This is a genomic window from Paeniglutamicibacter sulfureus (assembly GCF_039535115.1).
Classification (GTDB): domain Bacteria; phylum Actinomycetota; class Actinomycetes; order Actinomycetales; family Micrococcaceae; genus Paeniglutamicibacter; species Paeniglutamicibacter sulfureus.
Window position 1 is genome coordinate 3449746 of record NZ_BAAAWO010000001.1, and the last position, 24548, is coordinate 3474293.

Annotated in this window: 19 protein-coding genes; 15 read left to right on the forward strand and 4 right to left on the reverse strand. The window is 67.0% G+C overall.

Annotation, left to right across the window (positions count from 1 at the left end):
- Positions 1–215: 215 nt before the first annotated feature.
- From ABD687_RS15725 to ABD687_RS15755, 7 genes are read left to right on the forward strand one after another with little or no spacing between them, the layout of a single operon-like run.
- Positions 216–1310: a substrate-binding domain-containing protein gene (locus ABD687_RS15725; RefSeq protein ID WP_310289765.1), complete on the forward strand. Its 1095-nt coding sequence runs from the start codon at positions 216–218 to the stop codon at positions 1308–1310.
- Entirely contained in the window at positions 1294–2859 is a 1566-nt protein-coding gene (locus ABD687_RS15730) for a sugar ABC transporter ATP-binding protein (protein ID WP_310289763.1), read from the forward strand. The genes ABD687_RS15725 and ABD687_RS15730 overlap by 17 nt, the downstream gene beginning before the upstream one ends.
- Positions 2856–3863 carry an ABC transporter permease gene (locus tag ABD687_RS15735; RefSeq protein ID WP_310289760.1) on the forward strand — a complete coding sequence of 336 codons (1008 nt, stop codon included), beginning with the start codon at positions 2856–2858 and terminating at the stop codon, positions 3861–3863. The genes ABD687_RS15730 and ABD687_RS15735 overlap by 4 nt, the downstream gene beginning before the upstream one ends.
- Positions 3860–4966, forward strand: coding sequence for an ABC transporter permease (locus ABD687_RS15740; protein WP_264269896.1), 1107 nt, complete (start codon positions 3860–3862; stop codon positions 4964–4966). The genes ABD687_RS15735 and ABD687_RS15740 overlap by 4 nt, the downstream gene beginning before the upstream one ends.
- 18 nt (positions 4967–4984) lie before the next feature.
- Positions 4985–6427, forward strand: coding sequence for an LLM class flavin-dependent oxidoreductase (locus ABD687_RS15745; protein WP_310289756.1), 1443 nt, complete (start codon positions 4985–4987; stop codon positions 6425–6427).
- A gap of 15 nt (positions 6428–6442) precedes the next feature.
- Positions 6443–7669 (forward strand): acyl-CoA dehydrogenase family protein, encoded by a 1227-nt coding sequence (locus ABD687_RS15750; RefSeq protein WP_310289754.1) that lies wholly within the window; start codon positions 6443–6445, stop codon positions 7667–7669.
- 41 nt (positions 7670–7710) lie between these two features.
- On the forward strand, positions 7711–8949 hold the full coding sequence (locus ABD687_RS15755; RefSeq protein ID WP_310289752.1) for an acyl-CoA dehydrogenase family protein: 1239 nt from the start codon (positions 7711–7713) through the stop codon (positions 8947–8949).
- A 22-nt stretch (positions 8950–8971) separates the two neighbouring features.
- On the opposite strand, the gene ABD687_RS15760 is transcribed toward ABD687_RS15755, so the two are convergent.
- On the reverse strand, positions 8972–9769 hold the full coding sequence (locus tag ABD687_RS15760; protein ID WP_310289749.1) for a GNAT family N-acetyltransferase: 798 nt from the start codon (positions 9767–9769) through the stop codon (positions 8972–8974).
- 138 nt (positions 9770–9907) lie between these two features.
- Between ABD687_RS15760 and ABD687_RS15765 the strand changes: the two genes are divergently transcribed.
- The 8 genes from ABD687_RS15765 (at position 9908) to ABD687_RS15800 (ending at position 20815) form a co-directional block, all read left to right on the forward strand.
- Positions 9908–11482: a helix-turn-helix domain-containing protein gene (locus ABD687_RS15765; RefSeq protein ID WP_310289747.1), complete on the forward strand. Its 1575-nt coding sequence runs from the start codon at positions 9908–9910 to the stop codon at positions 11480–11482.
- A gap of 107 nt (positions 11483–11589) precedes the next feature.
- Positions 11590–12486, forward strand: coding sequence for a universal stress protein (locus tag ABD687_RS15770; protein ID WP_310289745.1), 897 nt, complete (start codon positions 11590–11592; stop codon positions 12484–12486).
- The gene (pdxR, locus tag ABD687_RS15775; RefSeq protein WP_310289744.1) at positions 12473–14089 is read left to right on the forward strand and encodes a MocR-like pyridoxine biosynthesis transcription factor PdxR; all 1617 of its coding nucleotides are present in this window, start codon (positions 12473–12475) and stop codon (positions 14087–14089) included. Before ABD687_RS15770 ends, pdxR begins: the two co-directional genes overlap by 14 nt.
- A gap of 75 nt (positions 14090–14164) precedes the next feature.
- Entirely contained in the window at positions 14165–15346 is a 1182-nt protein-coding gene (alr, locus tag ABD687_RS15780; RefSeq protein ID WP_302263101.1) for an alanine racemase, read from the forward strand.
- A gap of 166 nt (positions 15347–15512) precedes the next feature.
- Positions 15513–16907, forward strand: a complete 1395-nt coding sequence (locus ABD687_RS15785) for an aspartate aminotransferase family protein (protein WP_264269905.1) — start codon at positions 15513–15515, stop codon at positions 16905–16907.
- 24 nt (positions 16908–16931) lie between these two features.
- Positions 16932–17945: a phosphotransacetylase gene (locus ABD687_RS15790; RefSeq protein ID WP_302263100.1), complete on the forward strand. Its 1014-nt coding sequence runs from the start codon at positions 16932–16934 to the stop codon at positions 17943–17945.
- 80 nt (positions 17946–18025) lie between these two features.
- Positions 18026–19582, forward strand: a complete 1557-nt coding sequence (locus ABD687_RS15795; RefSeq protein WP_302263099.1) for an APC family permease — start codon at positions 18026–18028, stop codon at positions 19580–19582.
- 126 nt (positions 19583–19708) lie between these two features.
- Positions 19709–20815 carry a YeiH family protein gene (locus ABD687_RS15800; RefSeq protein ID WP_302263098.1) on the forward strand — a complete coding sequence of 369 codons (1107 nt, stop codon included), beginning with the start codon at positions 19709–19711 and terminating at the stop codon, positions 20813–20815.
- A gap of 125 nt (positions 20816–20940) precedes the next feature.
- Here ABD687_RS15800 and ABD687_RS15805 read toward each other — a convergent pair whose 3' ends face one another.
- The 3 genes from ABD687_RS15805 to ABD687_RS15815 are packed head-to-tail and all read right to left on the reverse strand — an operon-like array spanning position 20941 to position 24507.
- Complete coding sequence (locus ABD687_RS15805; protein WP_302263097.1) at positions 20941–22659, reverse strand: cobaltochelatase CobT-related protein; 1719 nt, start codon at positions 22657–22659, stop codon at positions 20941–20943.
- Between the two features lie 16 nt (positions 22660–22675).
- Complete coding sequence (locus ABD687_RS15810) at positions 22676–23662, reverse strand: AAA family ATPase (protein ID WP_302263096.1); 987 nt, start codon at positions 23660–23662, stop codon at positions 22676–22678.
- A gap of 5 nt (positions 23663–23667) precedes the next feature.
- Positions 23668–24507 carry an IclR family transcriptional regulator gene (locus ABD687_RS15815; protein WP_302263095.1) on the reverse strand — a complete coding sequence of 280 codons (840 nt, stop codon included), beginning with the start codon at positions 24505–24507 and terminating at the stop codon, positions 23668–23670.
- Positions 24508–24548 lie beyond the last annotated feature (41 nt).

The following is a 24548-nucleotide window of genomic DNA, read 5'->3' on the forward strand; positions in this document are numbered from 1 at the left end:
GAATCAGGCTGTTTGAATCGATGAGTACCCATCCAGAGCGGCCGAGAGACCTGGCTTGTTGACGCCGCAGCAAGTTTACGGAGCAATCCGTGGATAGTGCTTCGGCCAGGACCGATGGAGATCTCGCGATTCCTCCCGCCGCCAGGACCTGCTGGCCATGGGACGGATTGTTTGTCGATTTCTTCGCCACCGAGATTGTTGAAGGAATGCGTTTCATGGAAAACACCAAATCCCACTCGGCATCGTCAGGCCGTGCGCTGCGCGGAGCGATTCTTAAGGGCGCGAGCCTGGCAGCCGCGCTGACCTTGATGGTCACCGGATGCTCGCTGAAGGAACCGGTGGCGACCGCCGCTCCGGTCGCCAGCCAACCAGGCACGGGGGCAGCGGGCGCTCCCGTTGCAGAAGCCGACTCCCTCGCCGGCGTCCCCTCGCTGGAAGGCAAGACGGTTGGAATCGCCGCGAAGGACATTGTCCACGACTACAGCCGCGTTATTTATGAGGAGCTCCAATCCCGAATTGAGGAACTCGGTGGCACGGTGATTGCAACCCAGGCCGAGGCAAAGGACGACAAGCACGTCAGCAACGTGGAAAACCTCGTCACGCAGCAGCCTGATGCGATCATCGTGATCCTCGGTGATGCCCAAACGCTCAGTCCCGCCCTGAAGAAGGTCGACGAGGCCGGGATCGCACTGTTCACCATAGATTTCCAGTCCGAGTACAGCAGCAACAACGTCACCGGAGACAACTGGTGGGTCGGCTCCACCGTTGCCCGCACCCTGGCCGAGGACATCGGGGGCAAGGGCAAGATCCTGGCCTTCAACGGTTTCCCCGGAGTGGCCCCGTGCCGCATCCGCTACAGCGAACTCAAGGTGGTGCTCGAGGACTACCCGGGAATCGAAATCCTGAAGCCCGAGCTTCAGGACAAATACGAAGGCACCATCGAGGATGCCAAGAAGCAGGTCCAGGACCAGCTTCGCAGACTCCCCGCCGGGGAGATCGACGCCATCTGGAGTTGCTGGGACATCCCGCTGATTGGTGCGGCCCAGGCCGTCGATTCGGCAGGCAGGGACGAAATCAAGCTCTACGGCGTCGACGCCGAACCCGGGGCACTTGACCTCATCGCGGACCCGGAAAGCTCCTACACCGTAACCGTTGCGCAGCAGACCAAGGCGATGGCAGCCAAGTCGGCTGCCAACGTTGCCCTCTTGCTCGGTGACCGAGCCGACGAGGTCCCCAACACCAGCTACCTGGCCCCCGTGTTCATCGACAAGTCCAACGTGAATCAGGTGCGCCTTGACCTCGGCATCTAACGTCCCGCTGCTGGAAATGACCGGAATCAACAAGTCGTTCGGTTCCACGCAGGTCCTCACCGACGTCGACCTCGAGCTCGGTTCCGGGCAGATACTGGGGCTCGTTGGCGAGAACGGGGCCGGCAAGTCGACACTGATCAAGATCCTCACCGGCCTCTATGCCGCCGACTCGGGCGAGATCCGGCTGGACGGCAACCCCGTGTCCATCGCCAGGCCGGCCGACGCCGAGGAGCTGGGTATCCACGTGATCCACCAGGACCGGCACCTGGCCCCCAGGCTCTCCGTCGCGGAACAGCTGTACCTCGGGCACCGGAACCTCGGCCGCGGCTGGATACGCCGCGGCAACCTGGAACAGAAAGCCTCCTCCGACATCCTGCGCGTCACCGGCCAGCACATCGATGCCTCCCTGCTGGTGGAACGGCTTACAGTTGCCCAGCAGCAACTGCTCCAGATCACCCGGGCGGTGCTTTCCGAACCGCGGGTGCTGATCCTGGACGAGCCAACCGCGCCGCTGGCCTCCGGCGAGGTCGACCAGCTCTTCGGCACCCTGCGCCGCCTTCAGGGCGCCGGAGTTGGCATCATCTACATCTCCCACTACCTGCAGGAACTCAACGAGATCACCGAAAAGATCACCGTGCTGCGCAACGGCGGGAACGCCGGGAATGTGTCGCTGCGCGCCGGGGACAGCCTTGAAGACGTGGTCGAGCTGATGGTGGGTCGCAAGGTTGTCGAGTTCGACCACGGGCGGACCCCACGCCGTCCCGACAGCAAGATACCGGCACTTCAGGTCCGTGGACTCAGTGTTCCCGGCGCCCTGCAGGGGCTTGACCTCCAAGTACTGCCCGGAGAGGTGCTGGCCATCACCGGGCTGGTCGGCTCCGGAGTGGATGTCGTCGCCGACGCCGTCACCGGCACCGCCAAGCGCCACGGGAGTGTTCAGCTGAGCGGCCAACCGGTGCGCGACGTGGCCGGATTCGTTGCCAACGGCGGGGCCTATGTGCCCTCGAATCGCCGCCGCGACGGCATCTTCGTGCGAAACACCGTGGCGGAAAACCTGTCAGTGGCGCGCTTGCGCAACGTTTCGAAACTCCTGGGATTCATTGCCCCCGCGCTGGAGACGAGGCTTGCAAGGAAATACATCGAGCAGCTCGACATTCGCCCGGCCAACGGTTCGGCCATCGCCGGGAACCTTTCCGGGGGAAACCAGCAAAAGACGGTGCTGGGCAAGTGGCTGGCCGCCGACGCGTCGGTGCTGGTGCTTGACCAGCCCACCTCCGGTGTCGACGTCGGCAGCCGTGCCCAGATCTACGCCCAAATCAATGAGCTCGTCGAGGCCGGAGCCGCCGTGTTGGTAGTGACCGTCGACCTGGAGGAACTCATCGGCATCGCCGACCGGACCTTGGTCCTTTACCGCGGAAAGGTCGCCGCCGAACTTTCCGGACCCGAGGTCACCACCGACCGGATTCTGGCGATCGCCTCGGGAGCCGCCTCGGCTCCAGGCCAGGTCCAATCCACCCCCGAAACCCTGAATGCGAGGCAGTACGCATGAGCGTCACCACGCTGGACCCCATCCGTCCGGGCGCCGGGGCCGCCGCCCCGCGCAGACGCCCCGCACTGATCACCTGGGCCGGTTATGCCGCCGTGGTCCTCATCCTGGGTTTCTTTGCCCTTGGGTCGCCGCACTTCCTGCAGTGGGAGAACGTGTCCTCGGTGCTGAACCAGGCAGCCGTCTTCGGGATCGCCGGCATTGGCTTGGCCATCGTGATCGTCACCGGTGGCGACGACGTCCTGGAGGGCGGCATCGACCTTTCCATCGGGGCCACCGCCGGGCTTGCCGGGACCGTCACGGCCGTTTCCGTCGCGGCAGGCACCGGAGCCACGGCCGCCGTACTCACGGGTCTGGCAGTTGCCGCGGCGCTGGGTGCTGTCAATGGAGCTGCCATCATCTTGGGCCTGCGGCCGTTGCTGGCAACGCTGGCGACCATGGGCATTGCCACGTCCCTGGAACTGGTGGTCAGCGACAACCTCAAGGTCGCCCTCGATGGCGGAGCCTTCCTGTGGCTGCGCCAGGGAACCTTCGCCGGCCTGCCCGCCGCCGTCGTGGTGCTGGTTGCGGCCACCCTGCTTGCCTGGTGGGCGCTGGGCAAGACCGCCTGGGGCGTCAACAGCTACGCGGTGGGGCAAAACGCCACCGCTGCCTCGATCGCCGGGCTGTCCCCGGCACGCTACCGCTTCTCCAGCTACGTCATCAGTGGCGTATTGGGCGGCATCGCCGGGGTATTGCTGGCCTCTCGGCTCTCCGCCGCCGTACCCGGCATCGGCGGGCAGATCCTGCTGGACATCATCCTGGTGGCCTACATGTCCACCGTCTTCTCCCGCCGGCTCGTGGTCAATATCCCCGGCACCGTCGTCGCCGCGATCTTCGTCGCCGGGCTGGCCAACGGGCTAACCCTGCTGGGGGTTGCCAGCCAGTGGGTCGGCGCAGCCAAGGGCCTGTTGATCCTGCTGGTGCTCGCCGTCGTCGTTGTCCGAGGAAGGAACACCGCATCATGACCCTCATTCAACAATCCCCACCGTTGCTGCCCACGCCACCGACACCGCAGGGCAACCCCGGGCCCGCTCCCGGCCGGGAGCGGCGCCGGGTCGGAGCCATCGCACCGCGGCTGATTGCCCCGGTGGCCCTGGCCGCGATCCTGCTCGGCTTCGGCATGCTGTCCCCGGTCTTCCTGACTGCAGGGAACCTGGCCGGCGTACTGGGCCAGATGGCCATCCTGTCGCTGGTGGCCATCGGGATGACCATCGTGGTCCGTGCCGGCGGCATCGACCTGTCCATCGGAGTCGCCGTGGACCTGGCCGCGCTTGCGTCCGCGGCGTTGATCGCCGACGGATACCGTGCCTGGGTCGCCATCGCGGCCGGTTTGCTCTTTGGACTGCTGGTCGGCGCCGTCAATGCAGCACTGATCGTGGGCCTGCGCATCCCGCCGTTCCTGGCCACGCTGAGCGTCTGGTTCATTGGCACCAGCGTCCAGCAACTGCTCACCGGCGGTGGAGCCCCCATCTACCTGTCCAAGCCCCGCGTGCCGATCGAGTTCGCCCTGCTTGGCCGCGGTTATCTGGTGGACGTGGACGGGGTGATCGTCAGCGCCGCGCTCGTTGCCCTGGTCATCGGCGTGCTGCTCGGGGCGACTCGCTGGGGCCGCACCGTGACGGTCACCGGCGAGCAGCCCACCGCGGCGCGGATCTCCGGGCTGCGGATCAACCGCATCACGGTCTCGGCTTATCTGCTCTGCTCCCTGGTTGCGGGGTTCGCCGGAGTCATCCTGGCCTCACGGACCAATGGGTTCGTGCCCGGATCCGGACAGGCATACCTGATGGATGCCATCGGCGCGGTTTTCATCGGGGCGACGCTTTCCCGCTTCTCACGCGTCTCGGTGCCCGGGACGCTCATCGGCGTGCTGATCTTCGCTCTGCTGAGCAACGGGATGAACCTCGTGGGGCTCTCCTTCTTCTGGCAGGGACTGGGCCGCGGCGTCGTGCTGTTGGCCATCCTCCTGCTCGGTGTGCTGCTTTCCCGAAGCGTCCCGGCCGGAACCGGGATCCTGGCCCGGCTATTGACCAGGCCGTCACCCCGCAACGCAACCCAGAGCACCGACTAGGAAGAAGCCCCACACGCCATGGCACAACGCATTTCCCTCAATGCCTTCGACATGACCACCCCGACCCACCAGAGCCCCGGGCTCTGGCGCCACCCGGAAAATCAGGCGGATACCTACAACACCCTCGAATACTGGACTTCCCTGGCAAAGACCCTCGAGGCCGGCGGCTTCGACGCCCTCTTCCTGGCCGACGTGCTGGGAATCTACGACGTCTACCAAAACTCCAGCGCCCCGGCACTGCTGGACGCCGACCAGGTCCCGCTGAACGACCCGTTCATGCAGGTCTCCGCGATGGCGGCGGTGACCAAGAACCTCGGGTTCGCGGTGACCAGCGCGCTGACCTACGAACAGCCCTACGCACTGGCCCGCAAGTTCTCCTCGCTTGACCACCTCACAGGCGGGCGCATCGGCTGGAACGTTGTCACCAGCTACCTCGAATCCGCCGCGCGGAACCTGGGCTACACGCGCCAGCTGGGACACGACGAGCGCTACGACCTCGCCGATGAATTCATGGAGGTCGTCTACAAGCTCTGGGAGGGTTCGTGGGAGGATGGCGCCGTCGTCAAGGACAGGGAGCGCGGAATCTACACCGACCCCTCCAAGGTGCACCCGATCAACCACGACGGCACGTACTACAAGGTGCCCGGAATCCACCTCTCCGAGCCCTCGGTGCAGCGCACCCCTGCCATCTTCCAGGCGGGGGCATCCTCACGCGGCAGGCGCTTCGGCGCCACGCACGCCGAAGGGATCTTCCTGAACTCGATCAACACCACCGTCACACGCCGGCAAACCGAGGCAATCCGCGACGAACTCGAGCTGGTCGGCCGACCGCGCGATGCGGCCAAGCTCTACGCGCTGGTCACCACCGTGGTCGCCGACTCGGATGCCAAGGCCGAGGCGCTGTACCGCGAATACCAGTCCTTTTCCTCCCGCGAGGGCGCCATGACCTTCTACGGAGGCTGGTCGGGCCTGGATTTGAGTAAGTACGCCGGCGAGGACGAACTGAAGTACATCGACACCAATGCTGCGCGCTCCGCGCTGTCGATCTTCACCACCGCGGATGCCACCAAGTCGTGGACGCCGAATGCGATCGCCGACTACCTGGGCATCGGCGGCATCGGCCCGGTCTTTGTCGGTTCAGCCGAGACCGTTGCCGATGAGGTGGAGCGCTGGGTGGACGAATCGGGGCTCGACGGCATCAACCTGGCCTACGCCGTGACCCCCGGGTCCTTCGAGCAATTTTCCGACCTGGTGGTCCCGGAACTGCGCAAGCGCGGACGCGCCTGGGGTGGCTACGAGGGTTCCACGCTGCGCGAGTACGTGGCCGGGCAGGGCAACACCAAGGTCGCCGACACCCACCCGGCGGCAGCCTACCGCGGCTCCTATGCGGACAAGCCCTCCGCAGCCGAGGCCGCGGCAAGCGCCACCCCCGAGGCCGTCCTGGCCTCGAACCACTCCTAGGAAAGAGGCAAGCACATGAGCACAAGCACCGAGACCCTGCGCCGCACCCCCTGGACCGGGAACGCCGACGAGGCGGAGATCGCCCACTGGAGCGCCATCGCCCAATCGGTGGCCGACACCCTTGCCACCGATGCCCTGGTCCGGGACCGCGCCAACGCGACACCCCATGCGGAGACGGAATTGCTGCGCTCCTCGGGCCTGCTGGATCTGCTGGTCCCTGCGGAGTTCGGCGGTGGCGGAGGACACTTCGAGTCCTCCTTCCACGCCGTGCGTATCCTGGCCACCGCCGACGGCTCGATCTCCCAGCTACTGGCCTATCACTACTTCAACCAGGCGGGCATCGGCTTCTACGCGGCCCCGGAGGACCAGCCGGCCTGGTGGCGCCGCACGGTGGAGGGCGGCTGGCTCTGGGGCGACTCGGTGAACCCCGTGGACCCCACCCTGGTGCTCACCGAAGAGGGCGAGGGCTACCGCCTGAACGGGTTCAAGCGCTTCTCCACCGGCTCCGGGGTGGGCGAGGTCATCATCGTCAACGCCGTCATCCAAGGCGGAACCAACGACGGCAAGGTGCTGGCCTTCGTGCTGGACACCGGGCGGGAGGGACTGGAACTGGTGGGAGACTGGGACCACCTCGGCCAGCGGCTGACGGCCTCGGGCTCGGTGCGGTACACCGATGTCGCGGTGTTGCCCGAGGACATCCTCGGGCCGGTCACCGACGAGCCCATCGCCTCGCTGCTGACGCCGGGGGTGCAGTTGGGCTTCGGCAACTTCTACCTCGGCGTCGCCCAGGGCGCGCTGGCCAAGGGCAGGGAACTGCTGTTGGCGCGCAAGAACGCCTGGTTCCTCTCAAACGCCGAAAGCTATGCGCACGACGTGGTCTTCCAGCGCGCCATCGGGGAATTGAAGGCCGGCACAGCAGCGGTGGAGGCGCTCGCCGAGAAGCTGAACCGACGCTTCGATACCGAGGTCGCCCGCTCCAACGAGCTGACGGCCGAGCAGCGCGGGGACTACGCCATCGCCATCGCCGAGCTGAAGGTGGTGGCCACCGAGACCGGCATCGAGGTCGCCAACCGCATTTATGAGGTCACCGGCGCCAGCTCGACGGCCAATTCCGTGGGCCTCGACCTCTTCTGGCGCAATGTGCGCACCCACACCCTGCACGACCCGGTCGACTACAAGAAGATCGAGGTCGGCGCCCACTTCCTGCATGGAGAGTTGCAACCGCTCTCGCTCTACACCTAAGCCCCGTCCCGCTTTCCTTCCCACGCAAAAGGAGTCCAACCATGACCACCACATCCCTGAACCGCAGCCGGCTCGAGCAGCTTTCGGCACGCTTCGCCCCGCTCTTTGCCGACATCGCCGCCGGTGCCTCGGAGCGCGACCGCACGGGGTCACTTCCCCGCGAACAAGTCTCGGCGTTGGCCGCCGCAGGGTTCGGCGCGGTGCGCGTTCCCGAATCCCACGGAGGTGCCGGGGCCACACTGCCCGAGCTCTTCGAGCTACTCACCGAGCTTGCCGCGGCAGACCCCAACATCACCCAAGCGCTGCGCAGCCACTTCGCCTTCGTGGAGGACCGGCTCGTCGCCGTCCCCGGCGCGGAACGCGATGCTTGGTTGGCGCGCTTTGTCGACGGCGAGCTGGTCGGCAACTCCTGGACGGAGGTTGGGACCGTAACCGTTGGGGAGGTGAACACCAAAGTCGCTCCAGACGGCAACGGCGGGTTCGTGGTCAACGGGACCAAGTACTACTCGACCGGGTCGATCTACGCCGACTGGATCGACACCTACGCCCAGCGCACCGACACCGGCAGCCGCGTCATCGCGGCCATCAATGCCCACCAGCCCGGAGTGCGGATCGAGGACGACTGGGACGGATTCGGCCAGCGCACCACCGGCACCGGGACCTCCACATTTACCAACGCGGTGGTTGCCCCCGAGAATCTCATCGAATTCGACACCCGGTTCAAGTACCAGACTGCCTTCTACCAGGAGGTGCTGCTGGCGGTGCTGGCGGGAACGGCACGCGCCGTCGAACGCGAATTCGCCGCAGAGCTGGCCGCGCGCAAGCGCACCTTCAGCCACGCCGCGGCCAACGTCGCCAGTGAGGACCCGCAGCTGCTGCAAATCGTCGGTGAGGTATCCGCCGCCGCATTCGTCGCGGCCGGTGCGGTGGAACGCGTGGCGGATTCCCTGCAGCGCGCCTATACAACCGCCGTCGCGCTCCACGCAGGGGACGCCACGGCGCAGCAGGACGAGGCGGCCAACGACGCCGCGGAACTCGCCTCGGCCCAGGCGCAGGTGGCACTGACCCCGTTGGTCCTGAACGCCGTGACCCACGCCTTCGATGCGCTGGCTGCCTCGGCCACCAGCACCGCCAAGAACCTGGATCGCCACTGGCGCAACGCCCGCACTGCCGGCAATCACAACCCCTGGGTCTACAAGGCCCGCCTGGTGGGGGATCACTCCGTCAACGGCGCTGCCCTGCCGCGGGTCTGGGCCATCGGCGCGTCAAAAAGGGCGTAGCCGGCCGGCGCGGTCTTCGGACTCAGCGCGACCAGTAATAGGGCGTGGTCGTGGAGACCTTGAGCAGGCCGGAGCGTTCCAGGATGGGTCGCGAGTACTCCGTCGAGTCGCTGTGGACCAGCTTCTTGCCCACCGCCAACGCCGACCGAGCCCGCGCAGCCGTCAGGGCGCGGTAGATGCCGCGTCCGCGGTAGGCCCGGAGGGTGGAGCCGCCCCAGATGCCGACAAAGTCGGTGTCGGGCACGGGCTCGAGCCGGCCCGCGCCGACCATGCGCCCGTCGGTCTCGGCCACCCACAGCTCCATGCCGTCGTTGCGCGCCAGTCGGTTGATGAGTGCATCGGCAAGACGGGTGTTGGAGGGGTTGCCGAAGGCCTGCTCGACCATCTCGCTCATGATGCGTACATCGGAATCGCTGGTGATCCGCCGCAGGCCGACCCCGTCCGGGGTCGGGACATCGGCACACAATCCTTCGAGGGCTCCGATCATGATCGATTCTGGCTCGTCGGGCAGGAATTCATTGGCCAGCAGTGCCTCGTGCAACCCCGGTGCATGATCGTGCCCCCGGCTTTTCCACTCGATGCCGGCGATCGTCGGATCCTTGCGGAAATGGTCGAGCGCCCGGCCAACGAGTGTGGCGATTCCGACGTCGTCAACGGATCCCAGATTCCGGTACGTCACGAAGCCACGCCCTCCGGCGAACGTCACCAGGCGCAGAGTGTCCAGACGGTCAACCCGGATCGCGCTGGGCGTTTCGGCGTCCGTGCGGAGCTGGTCGTCGTAGGCCTCGAGGTATTTCGCATGGTCAGTCACCGGTTTCATGCTGTCAGGGCGGTTGGTCGGGCACAACCCCCGTTGGGCAGCGGGAAAGCCGGACGCGGATAGCTCCACATCGAGTCCCGGGGGTTCGTGGATGGTTGTGCAGACTGGCGGATTCGGCATGCAACTTCGCTGAAGCGCATGTTTGGTGTTTCCAGGGCAGCCTTTGTGGCAAATTGCTGGGAAGATCTTCACTTCTTCGCGTACCCTGAAAATGTGAGCACCCCCACATGGAACCGACCCGCAGCGTCGGACAAGAGCATCCTGTCGCCCGAAGACGCCGAGCAATTGGACATCATCTCCCTCGGCCGCCGGATCCGACACCTGCGCAAGGCCAAAGCCATGACCCTCGATGACCTGTCAGAGGCCGTGGGCACAGCGCCCAGCCAGCTGTCGCTGATGGAAAATGGCAAGCGCGAGCCAAAGCTCAGCATGCTCAAGTCGCTCGCCGCCATCTTCGGCGTCGGGTTGGACGAGCTGCTCGGTGCCGCACCTCCCACGCGGCGCGCGGCACTGGAAATCGAGCTGGAGCGCGCCCAGCGCGGACCGCTGTACCAGTCGCTGGGACTGCCCAAGGTGCGCATCTCCTCTCGGACGCCCATGGACGTGCTCGAATCCCTGGTCGGGTTGCAGGGGGAGCTGGAACGGCGGCTCAACGAGCAATCGGCCACCCCCGAGGAGGCGCGCCGCGCCAACGCGGAGCTGCGCGGCGAGATGAAGGCACGCAACAACTATTTTCCGGCGATCGAGAAGGAAGCCGCGGCCGTGCTCAAGGCCATTGGCCACACCACCGGTCCGCTCTCACACCACCAGGTAGCCGACATCGCCGCGCACCTGGGCTTCTCCCTGCACAACGTCTCGGACCTGCCGCACTCCACCCGCTCGGTCACCGACCTGAAGAACATGCGGGTCTACCTCACCCAGTCCCAGCGTTCGGAGCATTCCACGCGCTCGGTGCTGTTGCAGGCCTTCGGACACCACGTGCTGGGCCACGCCACCCCGTCCGACTACGCCGAGTTCCTGCGCCAACGCGTGGCCACCAACTACTTTGCGGCCTCCCTGATGATGCCGGAAAAGGCCACCGTGGATTTCCTGCAACACGCCAAGAGCGCGCGCGAGCTCGCCGTCGAGGACATCCGGGACGCCTTTGCGGTCTCCTACGAGACCGCCGCCCACCGCTTCACCAACCTGGCCACCGAGCACCTGGGCATCACGGTGCACTTCCAGAAGGTGCACGAGTCCGGCATCATCCACAAGGCCTACGAGAACGACGGCGTGAACTTCCCGATGGACCACATCGGTGCCATCGAGGGGCAGTCGGTGTGCAGGCACTGGACCAGCCGCGAGGTCTTCGACGTGGCCGACCAGTTCAGCGCCTACAACCAGTACACGGACACGACGGTCGGCACCTTCTGGTGCACCGCGCGGACCGAGCGTTCCAACACCGGGAAGTTCTCGCTGAGCATCGGGGTGCCCTACGTGCACGTGAAATGGTTCCGCGGGCGCGACACCACCGAGCGCTCCGTATCCACCTGCCCGGACGAGTCGTGCTGCCGCCGCCCGCCGCTGGAGCTGCAGCAGCAGTGGGCGGGCCAGGCCTGGCCCAGCGCGCGTGCCCAGACGCATCTGCTGGCGGCCATGCCGCAGGGTGCCTTCCCTGGCGTGGACGAGACCGAGGTGTATTCCTTCCTGGCGCAGCACTCGATGGACAAATAGTGCGCCGCGTCACAGGTGCGTCATTCTTTCCGCCCTGAACCGCGAACTGGTAGGCATAAGGGGGAAAACCCGAATCTACTCCCAATGAAGGGGGGGAAGCCCACGCCATGAGGTATGTCGTTGGCTGCACCGAGGACAAGCGCGGCCGCGAGGCAATCTCCCTGGCACTGGCGCTGTCCAGGTCGTTGGCGGCTCCCACGCATGCCGAGATCGATCTGGTCCACATCCTCCCCGGCGTCCCGCCGGCCGCTGCAGCCACCCGCAGCGAACGCGTCTACCAGGAGTTCCTGGAGCAGGCAGCCCAAAAATGGATGGACCGGGCGCTGGCGCTGGTGCCCTCGAGCATGGTGGCGCGGACCCACATTCGTTTTGCCGCATCGATGGCCGAAGGGCTGCTCGAGGCGGTGTCGGCGTTCAAGGCGGACCTGGTGGTGGTGGGAGCAGCGAGCACCGGGCCGCTGCGCCGGTTCACCGTGGGCTCCGTGGCCAACGCCCTGCTACATTCCTCCCCGGTCCCGGTGGCGCTGGCACCCTCGGGCTACCTCCCGCCGCGGGAAATCACCCGCATCACCTGTGCGCTGGGCACCCGCAACGGGGCCGATTCGGTCCTGGAGGCCGCGGTGGATTCCGCCGCAGTCCGCCACGTTCCGCTGCGGCTGATCTCGCTGGTGGCCATGGACGGCGAAAAGCACCACGGCGACCGGATCGATGCGGCGCGCGAGCACGCCCGGCAGACCCTCGAGACGGCCATCGCGGGGGTGCGGAACCGGACGATTGTCACCGCCGACGTCGCCCAGGGCCGCTCGACAGAGGCCGCGGTGGATGCCCTTGACTGGGACGAGTCAGAAATCGTCCTGCTCGGCTCCAGCCGCCTGGCGGAGCGGAGCCGGATCTTCCTGGGGTCCACCGCGAACAAGATGCTGCGTGCCCTGCCGGTGCCCATTGTGGTCATCCCGCGTTTCTACGTCCCGGTCCCTGCGGGCGCCAACCATGGCCACGTCTAGGAACCCGCGCCCCGCCAACCCCGCAGACCTGCCGGAACCCCGCGAAGGGGTCAGGGCTCCGATCGCGGTGTCGTCCGGGTCGGGGGAGCCGCTGTACCGGCAGCTGAGGCAGGCGCTGGAGCACCAGATCCTCGTGGGCACCCTGGTGCCGGAGCAGCCCCTGCCCTCGTCGCGCGAGATGGCCCGGGAGCTCGGGCTCTCGCGCAACACCGTCAATGCTGCCTACCAGGAGCTGCTGGCCTCGGGCATGATCGAGTCCCGGTCGCGCCGCGGCTACTTCATCAACACCCAGATGCTGCGCAACCGCGAGCTCGGCCGCGCCGCCGCCACGGCGGAGGGGTCGGCCGTCGACTGGTCCCGGCACATCCGCCCGCGCGAGGATGCCGGGATGCCGGAGATCACCAAGGTCCGCAACTGGTCGAGCCACCCGTACCCGTTCGTGGCCGGGCAGGTCGACGAGCGCGACTTCCCGCGCCTTGCCTGGTCCCGGGCACTGCGCGACGCCATGGACGCACCACACCTCTTCTACTCGCTGCGCGACTCGGTGGACGAGGACGACCCGTACCTTCTCGAGGTGCTGTGCAAGAGAGTCCTCCCGGCCCGCGGCATCCAGGCCCGGCCGGAAAACATCCTCATCACCGCCGGCTCCCAACAGGGGCTGGACCTTCTGGCGCAGACCATGATGGGCCGCGACACCGTGGTCGGGGTGGAGAACCCCGGGTATGTCGATGCCCGGCACACCTTCGCGCGCACCGGTGCCACGCTGCGTCCGTTGGAAGTCGACGAACACGGCCTGGTGCCACCCGCGGACTTCGGGGACCTTGACCTGCTCTATCTCACCCCCAGCCACCACAGCCCCACCAACGTCACCCTCTCGGGCAGCCGCCGCCAGCAAATCCTCGCGAGCACCCGCGACGCGGGGGCACTGATCATCGAGGACGACTACGATTCCGAGTTTCGCTACCGCGGCAAGCCCACCCCGGCGCTGAAGGCGCTGCCGAATTCCGGGCACGTCATCTACCTCGGATCCTTCACCAAGTTCCTGGCCCCGGGGCTGCGCATGGGCTACCTGGTGGCCGAGGCGGAGCTGATCACCGAATTGCGGAACCAGCGGCGCTACAAGATCCGGCACATCCCCGGCCACCCCCAGCGCGCCATGGCGCTGCTGATCGAATCGGGCCAGTACCACCGCACCATTTCGCGGCGCCGCACCCAATTGCAGCGCAAGTGGCAGGTGCTCACCGAGGCGCTGGAGGAATTCGTGCCCTTCAAGGTCGTTGCGCCTCCGGGCGGGGTCAGCGTCTGGATCACCGGCCCGGCGGACCTGGACTGCGTGGAATTGGCGGCCGAGGCGCTGAAGGCAGGAATCGTCATCGAGCGCGGGGACGTTTTTTACGATGATCCAGGAGCCAACCGGAACCACTTCCGCCTGGGATTCGCCGCCATCAAGCTCGAGGCCATCCGACCGGGCATCAGGGAACTGGGCCGCGTCATTGCAGGGCTTGCCGGGCGGCAGGGCGAGGCCCCTTCACATCCTGTGGACCCATTGAACCCTGCCCGATCTGGATCTGTGCCGAACGGCGCACCTGCAGAACAGTTGTAGGTAGCGCGGGCATGTTGCCGCCCGCCGCCCCCTGCCCGCGCACCGGCGCACCCCACCAACGACAAGGACGTCGCAATGAATCCCTTCAGCACGCTCGAAAACAACCAGGCCCCCGGGCCGCAGACAGCCCTCGGCGCGGTGCCGCAGCGGGCAGCCTTCATCGAAACGGCGGCCATCTCCGCCAACGTGCGGGCGCTGCGGAAGGTCGCCGCCGGCGTCCGGCTGCTGGCGGTGCTCAAGGCCGACGGCTACGGACACGGCATCGTGCCCGCCGCCCGCGCAGCCCTCGAAGGCGGAGCCGACTACCTGGGCACCGCCGTGCTCGAGGAGGCCTTCGCGGTGCGGGAAGCCGGGATCGACGCCCCGCTCTTCTCCTGGCTGGCGGCGCCCGGCGCACCCTACGCCCGGGCCATCGCCGAGGACATCGAGCTTGCCGCGTATTCGGTGGGGCAATTGCGGGAGATCGCTGACGCCGGAACCGGGGCCGGCGGCGTTCCCCGGATCCACCTGAAGATCGACACCGGGATGTGGCGCGGCGGGGCAACGCCCGCCGACTGGCCGGCATTGTGCACAGCGGCCCGGGAGCTGGAAGCCGCCGGACGGATCCGGGTGGTGGGAGTCTGGTCCCACCTGGCCTGCGCCGATGAACCGGGGCACCCTTCGGTGGCTGCGCAACTGCAGGTCTTCAGGCACGCCATCGACACGGCCAGGTCCCTGGGGCTGGACCCCGCGCTGTGCCACATCGCCAACTCCGCAGCGACCCTCGCCACCCCGGAGGCGCACTTCGACATGGTCCGCACCGGGATCGCCGTCTACGGGGTGAACCCGCTCCCCGAATCCGAACGCATCCACTGCCCCCGGTTGCGGCCGGCCATGTCCCTGGGCGCTGCCGTTGTGCAGACCAAGCGCGCCCCGGCCGGCGCCGGGATCTCCTACGGCCACACCGAATCCACGCAAGGGGAGACCACGCTGGCAGTCGTTCCGCTGGGCTACGCCGACGGCGTCTTCCGCAGCGCCAGCTCGGTGGGTCCCGTCCAGGTCGGTGGCGTGCGCTACCGCGTCCTGGGCCGGGTCTGCATGGACCAATTCGTCATCGACGTGGGCGACGACGACGTCTCGGCCGGGGACGCGGCGCTGCTCTTTGGCCCCGGGGATGCCGGGGAGCCGCACGTCGAGAAGTGGGCGGAGGCCTCCGGCACCATTCCGTACGAGATCCTGACCCGCGTGGGGACCAGAGTGCCGCGGATCTACGTGTAGCCCCAACCTCTGGTACCTAAAAAGGGAAGCCGATTTGGGTCTGGGAAAGGGCCCAGCATGGGGGCAGAGTGATACACACCACACGGCAACGTCGGGTGGCGCGGGGATCCCCGGGGCAAGGAAGCGCCCGCGGACCCGACAGGAAAACCTTGAATGGAGGGGTCTCGTGACCAACTCAGATATCCGCAATCGTGCTCAGCGGCATCTCTACCCGCACTTCACCACAGGCCAGGTGTGGAACGACCCGAACCTGCCCATCATCACCCGGGGCGAGGGAAGCTACCTTTTTGACGAGGACGGCAACAAGTTCCTCGACGGACTGGCAGGGCTCTTCTGCGCCAACATCGGCCACGGCCGCCAGGACATTCCCAAGGCCGCGTACGAGCAGATGTCGCGCTTGGCCTACTGGACCAACTGGGGCTCGGCCCACCCGGCGGCCGTGGATGCCGCCACGCTCATCGCCGGGCTGGCCCCGGGGGACCTCGACGTCGTCTTCTTCGTGAACTCCGGTTCCGAGGCCGTCGAGTCGGCCATCAAGTTTGCCCGGCAGTACCACCGCGGGCAGGGCGAACCCGAGCGCACCAAGATCATCGCCCGCAACATGGCCTACCACGGCACCACCCTTGGCGCCCTGGCCGTCACCGGGATCCCCGCCTACAAGGAGGCCTTCGGCACCCTGATGCCCGGCGTCTTCCACGTCCCGAACACCTTGGGAGAGGTCATCCCGGAAGGCGGATCCGCCGCGGACCTGCCCTCGATCCAGGCGATCCGCGAGGTCATCGCCCGCGAAGGCGCCCACACCATCGCCGCGCTCTTTGCCGAGCCGGTGCAGAACTCCCGCGGCGCACTGGTCCCGCCGGCCGGCTACTGGCAGGAACTGCGCTCCATCTGCGACGAGCACGGCATCCTGCTGGTCGCCGACGAGGTCATCACCGGCTTCGGCCGCCTCGGCGAATGGTTCGGCAGCATCAAGTACGACGTGGTCCCGGACCTGATCACCTTCGCCAAGGGCTCCACCTCCGGCTACGCGCCGCTGGGCGGGGTCATTATCCGCAAACCGCTGGCCGACGCCATGCTCTCCTCGCCATTGGCGGGCATCTTTACCCACGGCGCCACCTGGGGAGGCCACCCGGTCTCCACCGCGGTGGCGGTGGCCAACATGACCGCGCTCAAGGAAGAAGGCATCGTGGGCAACGTCCGGAGCCTGGAACCGTACTTCCAGAACGGACTGGACAAGATCGTCTCGGCGCACACCAGCATCAAGGAATACCGCGGGACCGGATTCTTCTACGCCATCGAGCTCACCGGCAACCGGGAAACCGGACGCGAGCTCACGGCCGAGGAATCCAAGGACCTGCTGACCAGGGTAATGCCCAAGGCCATGCGCGAGGTCAACCTGATCACCCGCCCGGACAACCGCGGCGCCACCATGCTGGTGCTCTCCCCGCCCCTGGTCGCCGACCAGGACGTGCTCGATGACTTGCTGGACAAGGTCCACCACGTGATGAGTGCCGCCGACAGCTACCTCAAGTCGCCGGCCGTCACCCTGGCCGCGGTCTAGCGGGCAATGGGAGGAAACCGTCCCATGGCCATCGCAACGGTGAGACCCCCGGGTGTCGACGAAAAAATCCTGGCCCGATTCCTGGCAGGCCCGGACCAAGGTTCCCGCGGACCAGTCATCCTTGCCGACGGGCACGATCCTCGGGCCATTGCCGCGGCCGGGGTGCTGGGCGAGATCGGCGTCGAGACCATCCTGGTGGGGGAGCGCGAGTGCATCAAGGCGATGGCGCTCGCCGAAGGCGTCACGCTCACCGACGCCACCACCGTCCTGTGCGTGGCCGAGCTGCGCGACAGTGCCGCCGGGACGCTCCTGGCCGGCAAGGTCGCCGGCCTCGGCCCCGCCAAGACAGCGGGGTGGATGGATGACCCGTTGTTCCTGGCGGTCGCGGCGGTTCCGGCGGGGCTGGCCTCGGCCGTCGTCGCCGGGGCCACCCGGCCCACCGCCGACGTGCTGAGAGCGGCACTGCGCGTGGTGGGCACGGACCCGGGTGCCGGCAGCATTTCCTCCTCCTTCCTGATGCGGCTGGCCGACGGGCGCTATGTGGGATACGGCGACTGCGCCGTCATCCCGACGCCCGACGCCACCCAATTGGCGCACATCGCCCGCGCCACGGCACGGACCTTCGCCATCCTCACCGGCGAAGAACCGGCCGTCGCCATGCTCTCCTTTTCCACCGCCGGATCCGCGGAGCACGAAAGCATTTCCACGGTCCGCGCGGCAACCGCCCTGGCCCTGGCGGCCGAGCCAACACTGAGCATCGACGGGGAACTGCAATTCGACGCCGCATTGCTCGAATCGGTGGCCGCGTCCAAGGCCCCGGGCTCAACGGTGGCCGGACACGCAAATGTCTTCATCTTTCCCAACCTGGCGGCCGGAAACATCGGGTACAAGATCACCCAAAGGCTCGCCGGTGCCCAGGCCTACGGGCCAATCCTGCAGGGGCTGGCCGCGCCGGTCAACGACCTCTCCCGCGGCGCAAGCGTCGCGGACATCGTCAACGTTTCACTCATCAGCATGTTGCAATCCCAGAAATCTTGATCCACCGGTCCCGCCCCTGCCGGGGCGGCCGGTCTTCGCAAGCGGTGGCATCGCCGCCACCACCCGAGAACGAGGTTAAAATGAAAGCCACAACAGACAAGACGGTGGTTACTCCCATGGCATCGGCATCGGCAGGTCCGGACAACGGCCAGCCCGAGCGCATGGAAAAAACACTCAAGGCCCACTGGGTCTGGGCCATTGCCCTGGGCTCCGCCGTGGGTTGGGGTGCATTCATCCTCCCCACCGACTGGCTGGCCATGGGAGGACCGCTCGGAGCGGTCTCCGGCTTCCTGATCGGTGGCGCACTGATGGTGCTCATTGCCGTCAGCTACGGGTTCCTGATCAAGTCATTTCCCGTCTCCGGCGGCGAGTTGGCCTTCGCCCTGGTCGGCTTCGGACGGACCCACGCCTTCTTCTGCGGCTGGTTCCTGACCCTTGGCTACACCTGCATCGTGGCCCTTAACGCCTCGGCGCTGGCCCTGCTCTTCCGCAAGCTCATGCCGGACGTGGTCCAACAGGGATACCTATACACCGTGGCAGGTTTCGACGTGTACATCGTCGAGGTGCTCATCTCCATGGTCGCCCTGGCGGTTTTCGCCTACCTCAACATCCGCGGCACCGCCCTCTCCGGCCGCATCCAGTTCATCGCCTGCGTCATCATGCTCGTCGCCGTGGCCTGCATCCTGGTGGCGGTCATCGCCAGCCCGCAGGTCCTCTTCTCCAACGCGCTTCCGGCCTTTCCGGAGGGCGTGAACCCGGTCGCCGCGATCGCCGCGATTGTCGCCATCGCACCCTGGGCCTTCATCGGTTTCGACAACGTGCCGCAGGCGGCAGAGGAATTCGATTTCCCGCCGGCCAAGGCCATGAAGCTGATCGTGCTGGCACTTCTGGCCGCAGCCCTGCTCTACGCGGCCATGATCGCCGCCGTCGCCATGGCCGCCCCGTGGGAGGCCCTCGTTGCCGGCGACTCGGCCTGGGGCACCGCGGACGCATTGACCGGCGTGCTGGGCGGATCCGGCCTGCTGCTGCTGACCATCGGCATCACCATGGGAGTGAGCACCGGCCTGAACGGCTTCTACGTCTCGGCCAGCCGCATCCTGCTGGGCATGGGCCGGGCGCAGATGGTCCCGAAGATGTTCGCCCGCCTGCACCCCAAGTACAAGACCCCATACGTCGGCGTCATCTTCGTCGGGGCCGTCTGCCTGATCAGCCCGTGGTTCGGCCGCGCGGCACTGACCTGGGTCGTTGACATGTCCGCGGTGGGCGTGACGGTTGCCTACCTCTACACCTGCCTGTGCGCGTTCAAGATCTTCCGCCCGACCAACTCCATCGAGTGCCCCGGAGACCTCGAGGGCACCCGCTCCACCTCCAAGAAGGTGCTCAGCGCGCTGGGCGCCGTGACGGCCCTGGTCTTCATGGGGCTGCTGCTGATCCCGGGTTCCCCGGGCGTGCTGGGCAAGGAATCCATGACGGCGCTGGTCGTCTGGACCTTGCTGGGCGTCGTATTCTTCCTGATGCGCCGTAGGCACAACAAGACCCTGACCGACGAACAGGTCGACATCCTGGTCCTGGGTGCCCCGCGCCCGGAAGGCACCAAACTGAAGTCCGGCACCCCGGCCGTGACGCCCGGAGCCTGATTAGCAGGCAGAATTGTCAACGTACCCACCACATTGATCGTGGTGCGTCCGCAGCCCCCGACGGGAGAATCCCCTGGTGCGTGCGGCCGCACCACGCCAATGTCATTCTTCGAAGGAGCCACCTTCATGGTGCATCAAACACATGAGCCGGCAGTGCGGCCTCCGACCGGGGGCGGCGCACCGACGCCCGTCGCTCCCGTGAGACCTACCCGGCGGGCCCGCGCGCGCGCCTGGGTCACCGGGCATTGGGCCGGGCTGGCGGTCTGCGCCGTGGTGGTCCCGCTGTCCTTCCTGGTCCACCTGCTCGTCCCCTCGATCCCGGTCATGACCACGGCCGTGGTGCTGGGCATCCTGTCCGCAAACCTCCCGGGGACGGGCCGGCTGGTGGAAGGGCCCTGGCAGAGGGGGCTGGGCTTCGCGGGGAAGAAACTCATGCGGGCCGGCATTGTGCTGCTGGGCCTGAAACTGAGCATCGTCGATGTGCTTGAGCTGGGTTGGGCGACCTTCGGGGTGGTGGTGCTGGTCGTGTTGCTGGCTTTCGGCGGCACCTACCTGCTGGGCAAGGCGTTCCGCTTGCCGGGAGACCAGCCGCTGTTGATCGCCACCGGCTTCTCCATCTGCGGTGCCTCCGCCATCGGTGCGATGAGCGCGGTGCGCAGGTCAAAGGACGAGGACACCGTAATCCCCGTGGCGCTGGTGACTTTGTGCGGCACCCTGGCCATTGCCGTGCTGCCGCTGCTGATGCGTCCGCTGGGGTTGGGCCCGGAGGCCTTCGGCCAGTGGGTCGGCGCCTCGGTCCACGACGTCGGCCAGGTCGTTGCCACCGCGCAGACCGCCGGGGCATCCGCGCTGGCCATTGCCATCGTCATCAAGCTCACCCGAGTGCTGACCCTGGCCCCGATGGTAGCCGCAGCCGGCATCATCAGCCGGCGCAACGGCCGGGCCGGTGACGGTGAAAAAGGCCTGAAGCTTCCGCCGATTGTTCCGGGATTCATCATTGGATTCGTGGTGCTGGTGGCGGTGCGCTCGATCTTCAACGTACCCACCGAGGTCCTGGAGGCCGTGACGATCGTGCAGGACGTGGTGTTGGCCGCCGCGCTCTTCGGACTGGGTTCGGCCGTGCGGATCCGCCAGCTTTTCGCCTCGAAGGGGGCCTCGATCCTGATGGCCATGTGTTCCTGGGCATTGATTGCCGGACTTGGCTACGCGGGGGTGCTCCTGCTGCAGATGTAGTACGACGGCGGGAGACAACGCCCGCCACAAGTCGTGAGGGAACGGTGCGGGGCCGAACGAATCTTTCGGCCCCGCACTGTTCCCCTTTTCGCGCTATCTCTTCGCTCGGAGCGGTCCCCCCCCGTTCAGCGCACTGAACGCAACGAGCGCTCCAACAGGCCCAACAGGTCACGCACGGTTTCCGAACCGCCCAGCCGGCCCGCGTCCAGGATGGCGTTGCGCCTGAAATACGGACTCATGTCCAGTCCCAGGCCAAGCCCCAGAATCGTGGTGCCGCCGGCCGCCTCGGCCTCGCGCAGCACATTGGCGAGGTCGTGCTGCAGGTAGTTCTCGTCGTTGGCGTTTGCCGTGGCGCCGTCCGCGGGGCTGCCGTCGGAGAGCACCACCAGGATCTTGCGTTCCTCGTCCCGCTGCCCGAGCCGGCCCAAGGCCCAGCGCACGGCCTCCCCGTCGATTCCCTCGCGGTAGAGCGTCGGCTTGAGCATCGCTGCAAGCCCCAGGCGCCCGGTGCGCCACGAGGTCGCCGCATCCTTGAAAACCACGTGGCTCAGTTCGTTCAGCCGCCCCGGATTCGGCGGGGTGCCTGCGCGGCGCCAGTCCTTCAGCGCCCGGCCGCCGTTCCAAGTGCCGGTGGTGTAGCCCAGCACCTCGCAGGGCACCTCGATGCGTTCCAGTGCCCGAGCCAGCACGTCAAGGAATGCCGCGAGTCCTTCCGCATGCTCCTTCATGGAGCCGGAACAGTCCACCAGGAATGTGAGGGTCGCGGCCGCGGAAGGTTCGAAGCGCTCGGTCTTGAACAGCCGGCGCTCGGTGGGCGAGGCCACCAATTGGCCCAGCCGGGTTCCGTCGAGCAGGCCCTCCTCCGTGCCCGAATCGTAGTCCGAGCGCCCGGGAACGCAGAGCAGCGACTGCAGGGACTTGGCCAGCAGCTGCACGTTCACCGCCTCGGTGTGCACCCGGGCGGCGATGCGCTCGCGGTAGCTGCGAAGCAGGTCCTCGCGCACCAGTGTGGTGGCCGGGGAGATCTTGTCGTAGGCGCGGGTAAACACGGTGTATCCCTCGGGCGAGGAATCAAGGGCGCCGCTGGTTGCGCTGCCGGATGTCCCGATGGCAGCTGCATCGTGTTCGACATCCACCAGCAGGGAAAACTCCGGCGCCTTGGCTTGCTTTTCCTTGGCGCCCTTGCGGGCAGGTGCCGGGGATTCCAGGGCGCTGACGGCCTCCGCGACAAGTTCGGCGACCAGCAGCGCATGCTGGGCGAACTCGGCCTGGTCGTGCTTGTACCGGCGAAGGCCCGGGAGCAACGGGCCGAGCGTCGAAGACAGGTTCGCTCGGGTCGCCTCGATCATGTCCTCGGATTCAAGGACCACCGGCTCCGAGCTGATCCGCGAGCGGGCCACCTGGAAGATCGTGTAGAGGAGCATGCCCAGGGCGGTTTCGGTCAGCCCGGAGGCGATGTATTCCTTGGACCATGCGACGTGCCGGGCCCGGAGATTCTCGATGACCCCTGGCAGGGTCGCCAGGGATTCGCAGCGGAATTGTTCCAGCACTTCAAAGACCAGCCTGGCACTGGGGGAGTGCGGGAGCAGGGCCAGATGCGCGGCGGTGTCCGAATGCAGCACGCGCAGGGCCATCCCATCGGCGGCACCGCGAAACGACGTGAAGCCGGCCCCTGCCGCCGGCGGATAGAGGTGCGGGGCATTGAACGGAAGCACGACGGTGCCGCGGTATGGGCGGGAACCGAGCAGTTCGAGCCGCGGATCGGCGCCGAGGGCGCGCAGGGACGCTCCGCACAGTTCCCTGATTTCCTGGGCGCGGCGCGCGGGGGCCTGGGCTGCACTCATGGCGTGCCCGGCTTCCCTAGGCCCCGACGGGAACGAGTGCGTAGGACTCGTCGAGTTCGGTGGCCATGGCACGCTGGTAGTACTCGGACACGATGAAGCGCTCGGCCTCGTCGCACTTGTTGACGAAGGAGAGCCTGAAGGCCAGTGCCGGATCGCGGAAGATGGAAACGTTCTGGGCCCAGGTGATCACCGTGCGTGGTGACATCAGGGTGGAGATGTCCCCGGCGGCGAAGCCGTCGCGGGTGAGGTTCGCAACGTCCACCATGGACCGAACCAGCTCCAGTCCGGCAGGGGTTCGTGCCAGCTCGGGAACACGGGAGGCAACGATCCGGACCTCTTCGTCCACCGGAAGGTAGTCGAGGGCGGCAACGATGTTCCACCGGTCCAGCTGGGCGTGGTTCAGCCGCTGCACCCCGTGGTAGAGGCCGTTGAGGTTTCCGAGTCCAACGGTGTTCGCCGTGGCAAAGAGCCGAAAGTGCGGGTGGGGGCGGATCACGCGGTTCTGGTCGGGTAGCGTGAATCCGCCGTCGCGTTCCAGCAGCCGCTGGACCACGAACATGACATCGGGCCGCCCCGCATCGTATTCGTCGAAGACCAGGGCCATGGGCTGGACCATGGCCCAGGGAACCACGCCTTCCTGGAACTTGGTGGCCGGCTGGCCGTCCTGGATCACCACGGTGTCCTTGCCGACCAGGTCGAGCCGGCTGATGTGCCCATCGAGGTTCACCCTCATGAGGGGCCAATTCAGCCGCGCCGCAACCTGCTCGATGTGCGTGGATTTTCCCGTGCCGTGCAAACCCTGGATCATGACCCGGCTGTTGTGGGTGAATCCGGCGAGGATGGCCACGGTGACATCCGGGTTGAACCGGTAGGCAGGGTCGATGGCCGGGACGTGGTCCGAGGTTTCGGTGAACTTGGGGGCCCGCAGGTCGCTGTCGATGCCGAAGGTCTCGCGGACGGAGACCAATTCCTGCTGCGCGAGGGGGGTGGCTTCCGGGTTCATTTCCCTCACCATCCCGCCGCGATGGGTTCGGACTCCGGGGAACCCAGGTCCGCGTGGTCTTCGATGCGCGAGATGCTCTCGGCCGCTCGGCGAAGTGCGGGCAGCAACTTGAGCAGGTCCTCCGAGCTCTTGCGCATCATGGGGGCCTGCACCGCGATGCAGAGGTTCGAGCGCCCGGCCGGATTGGGAACCAGCACCGCCAGGCAAACCAGCCCGTCCAGGTATTCCTGGCGGTCCTCGGCGTATCCGTCGATCCGGATCCGGGCCAGTTCGGCCTCGATTTCCGCTTTGTCGGTGAGCGTGTGGGCCGTGAAGCGTTGCAGGGGTCCCGTGGCCAGGACGCGTTCGCGCTGGGTGGGCCCGAACTGGGCAAGGATCAGCTTTCCGCTGGCCGAGCAATGCACCGGCACCCGGGATCCGGGGCCCAGGTGCACGCGCAAGGGCTCGTTGGTCTCGACGCGGTCGAGGTAGATGACCTCGTTGCCGGACAGGGCGGTGATGTTGCAGCTCTCGCCGATCTCATCGACCAGGCCCCGCAGGATGGCGTGCCGCGTGCCGTGCCGGGTGTCATTGAGCAGCACGTCCTCGGCCATGCGGCGCATGCGCGAGCCGGTGCCGTAATGCCTGCCGTCGGACTGCCGGGTCAGCAGGTTGGCGCCTTCGAGTTGTTGCAGCATGCGGTGCAGCGTGGGCTTCGGAAGTCCCGTTTGGTCCACCAGCGACTGCAAGGTGAAGAGCTGGTCGCGCGTGGTGATCAACTCCAGCAGCGCGAACAGGCGCAGGGCCGGTGTTTCTCCCTGGACAGCGCCCGCGGGCCCGAGCTCCGGTTCCGTGAGATTTTCCATGATCGATCCAATCTGCCGATGAACGAAGTTTCAATAAATCG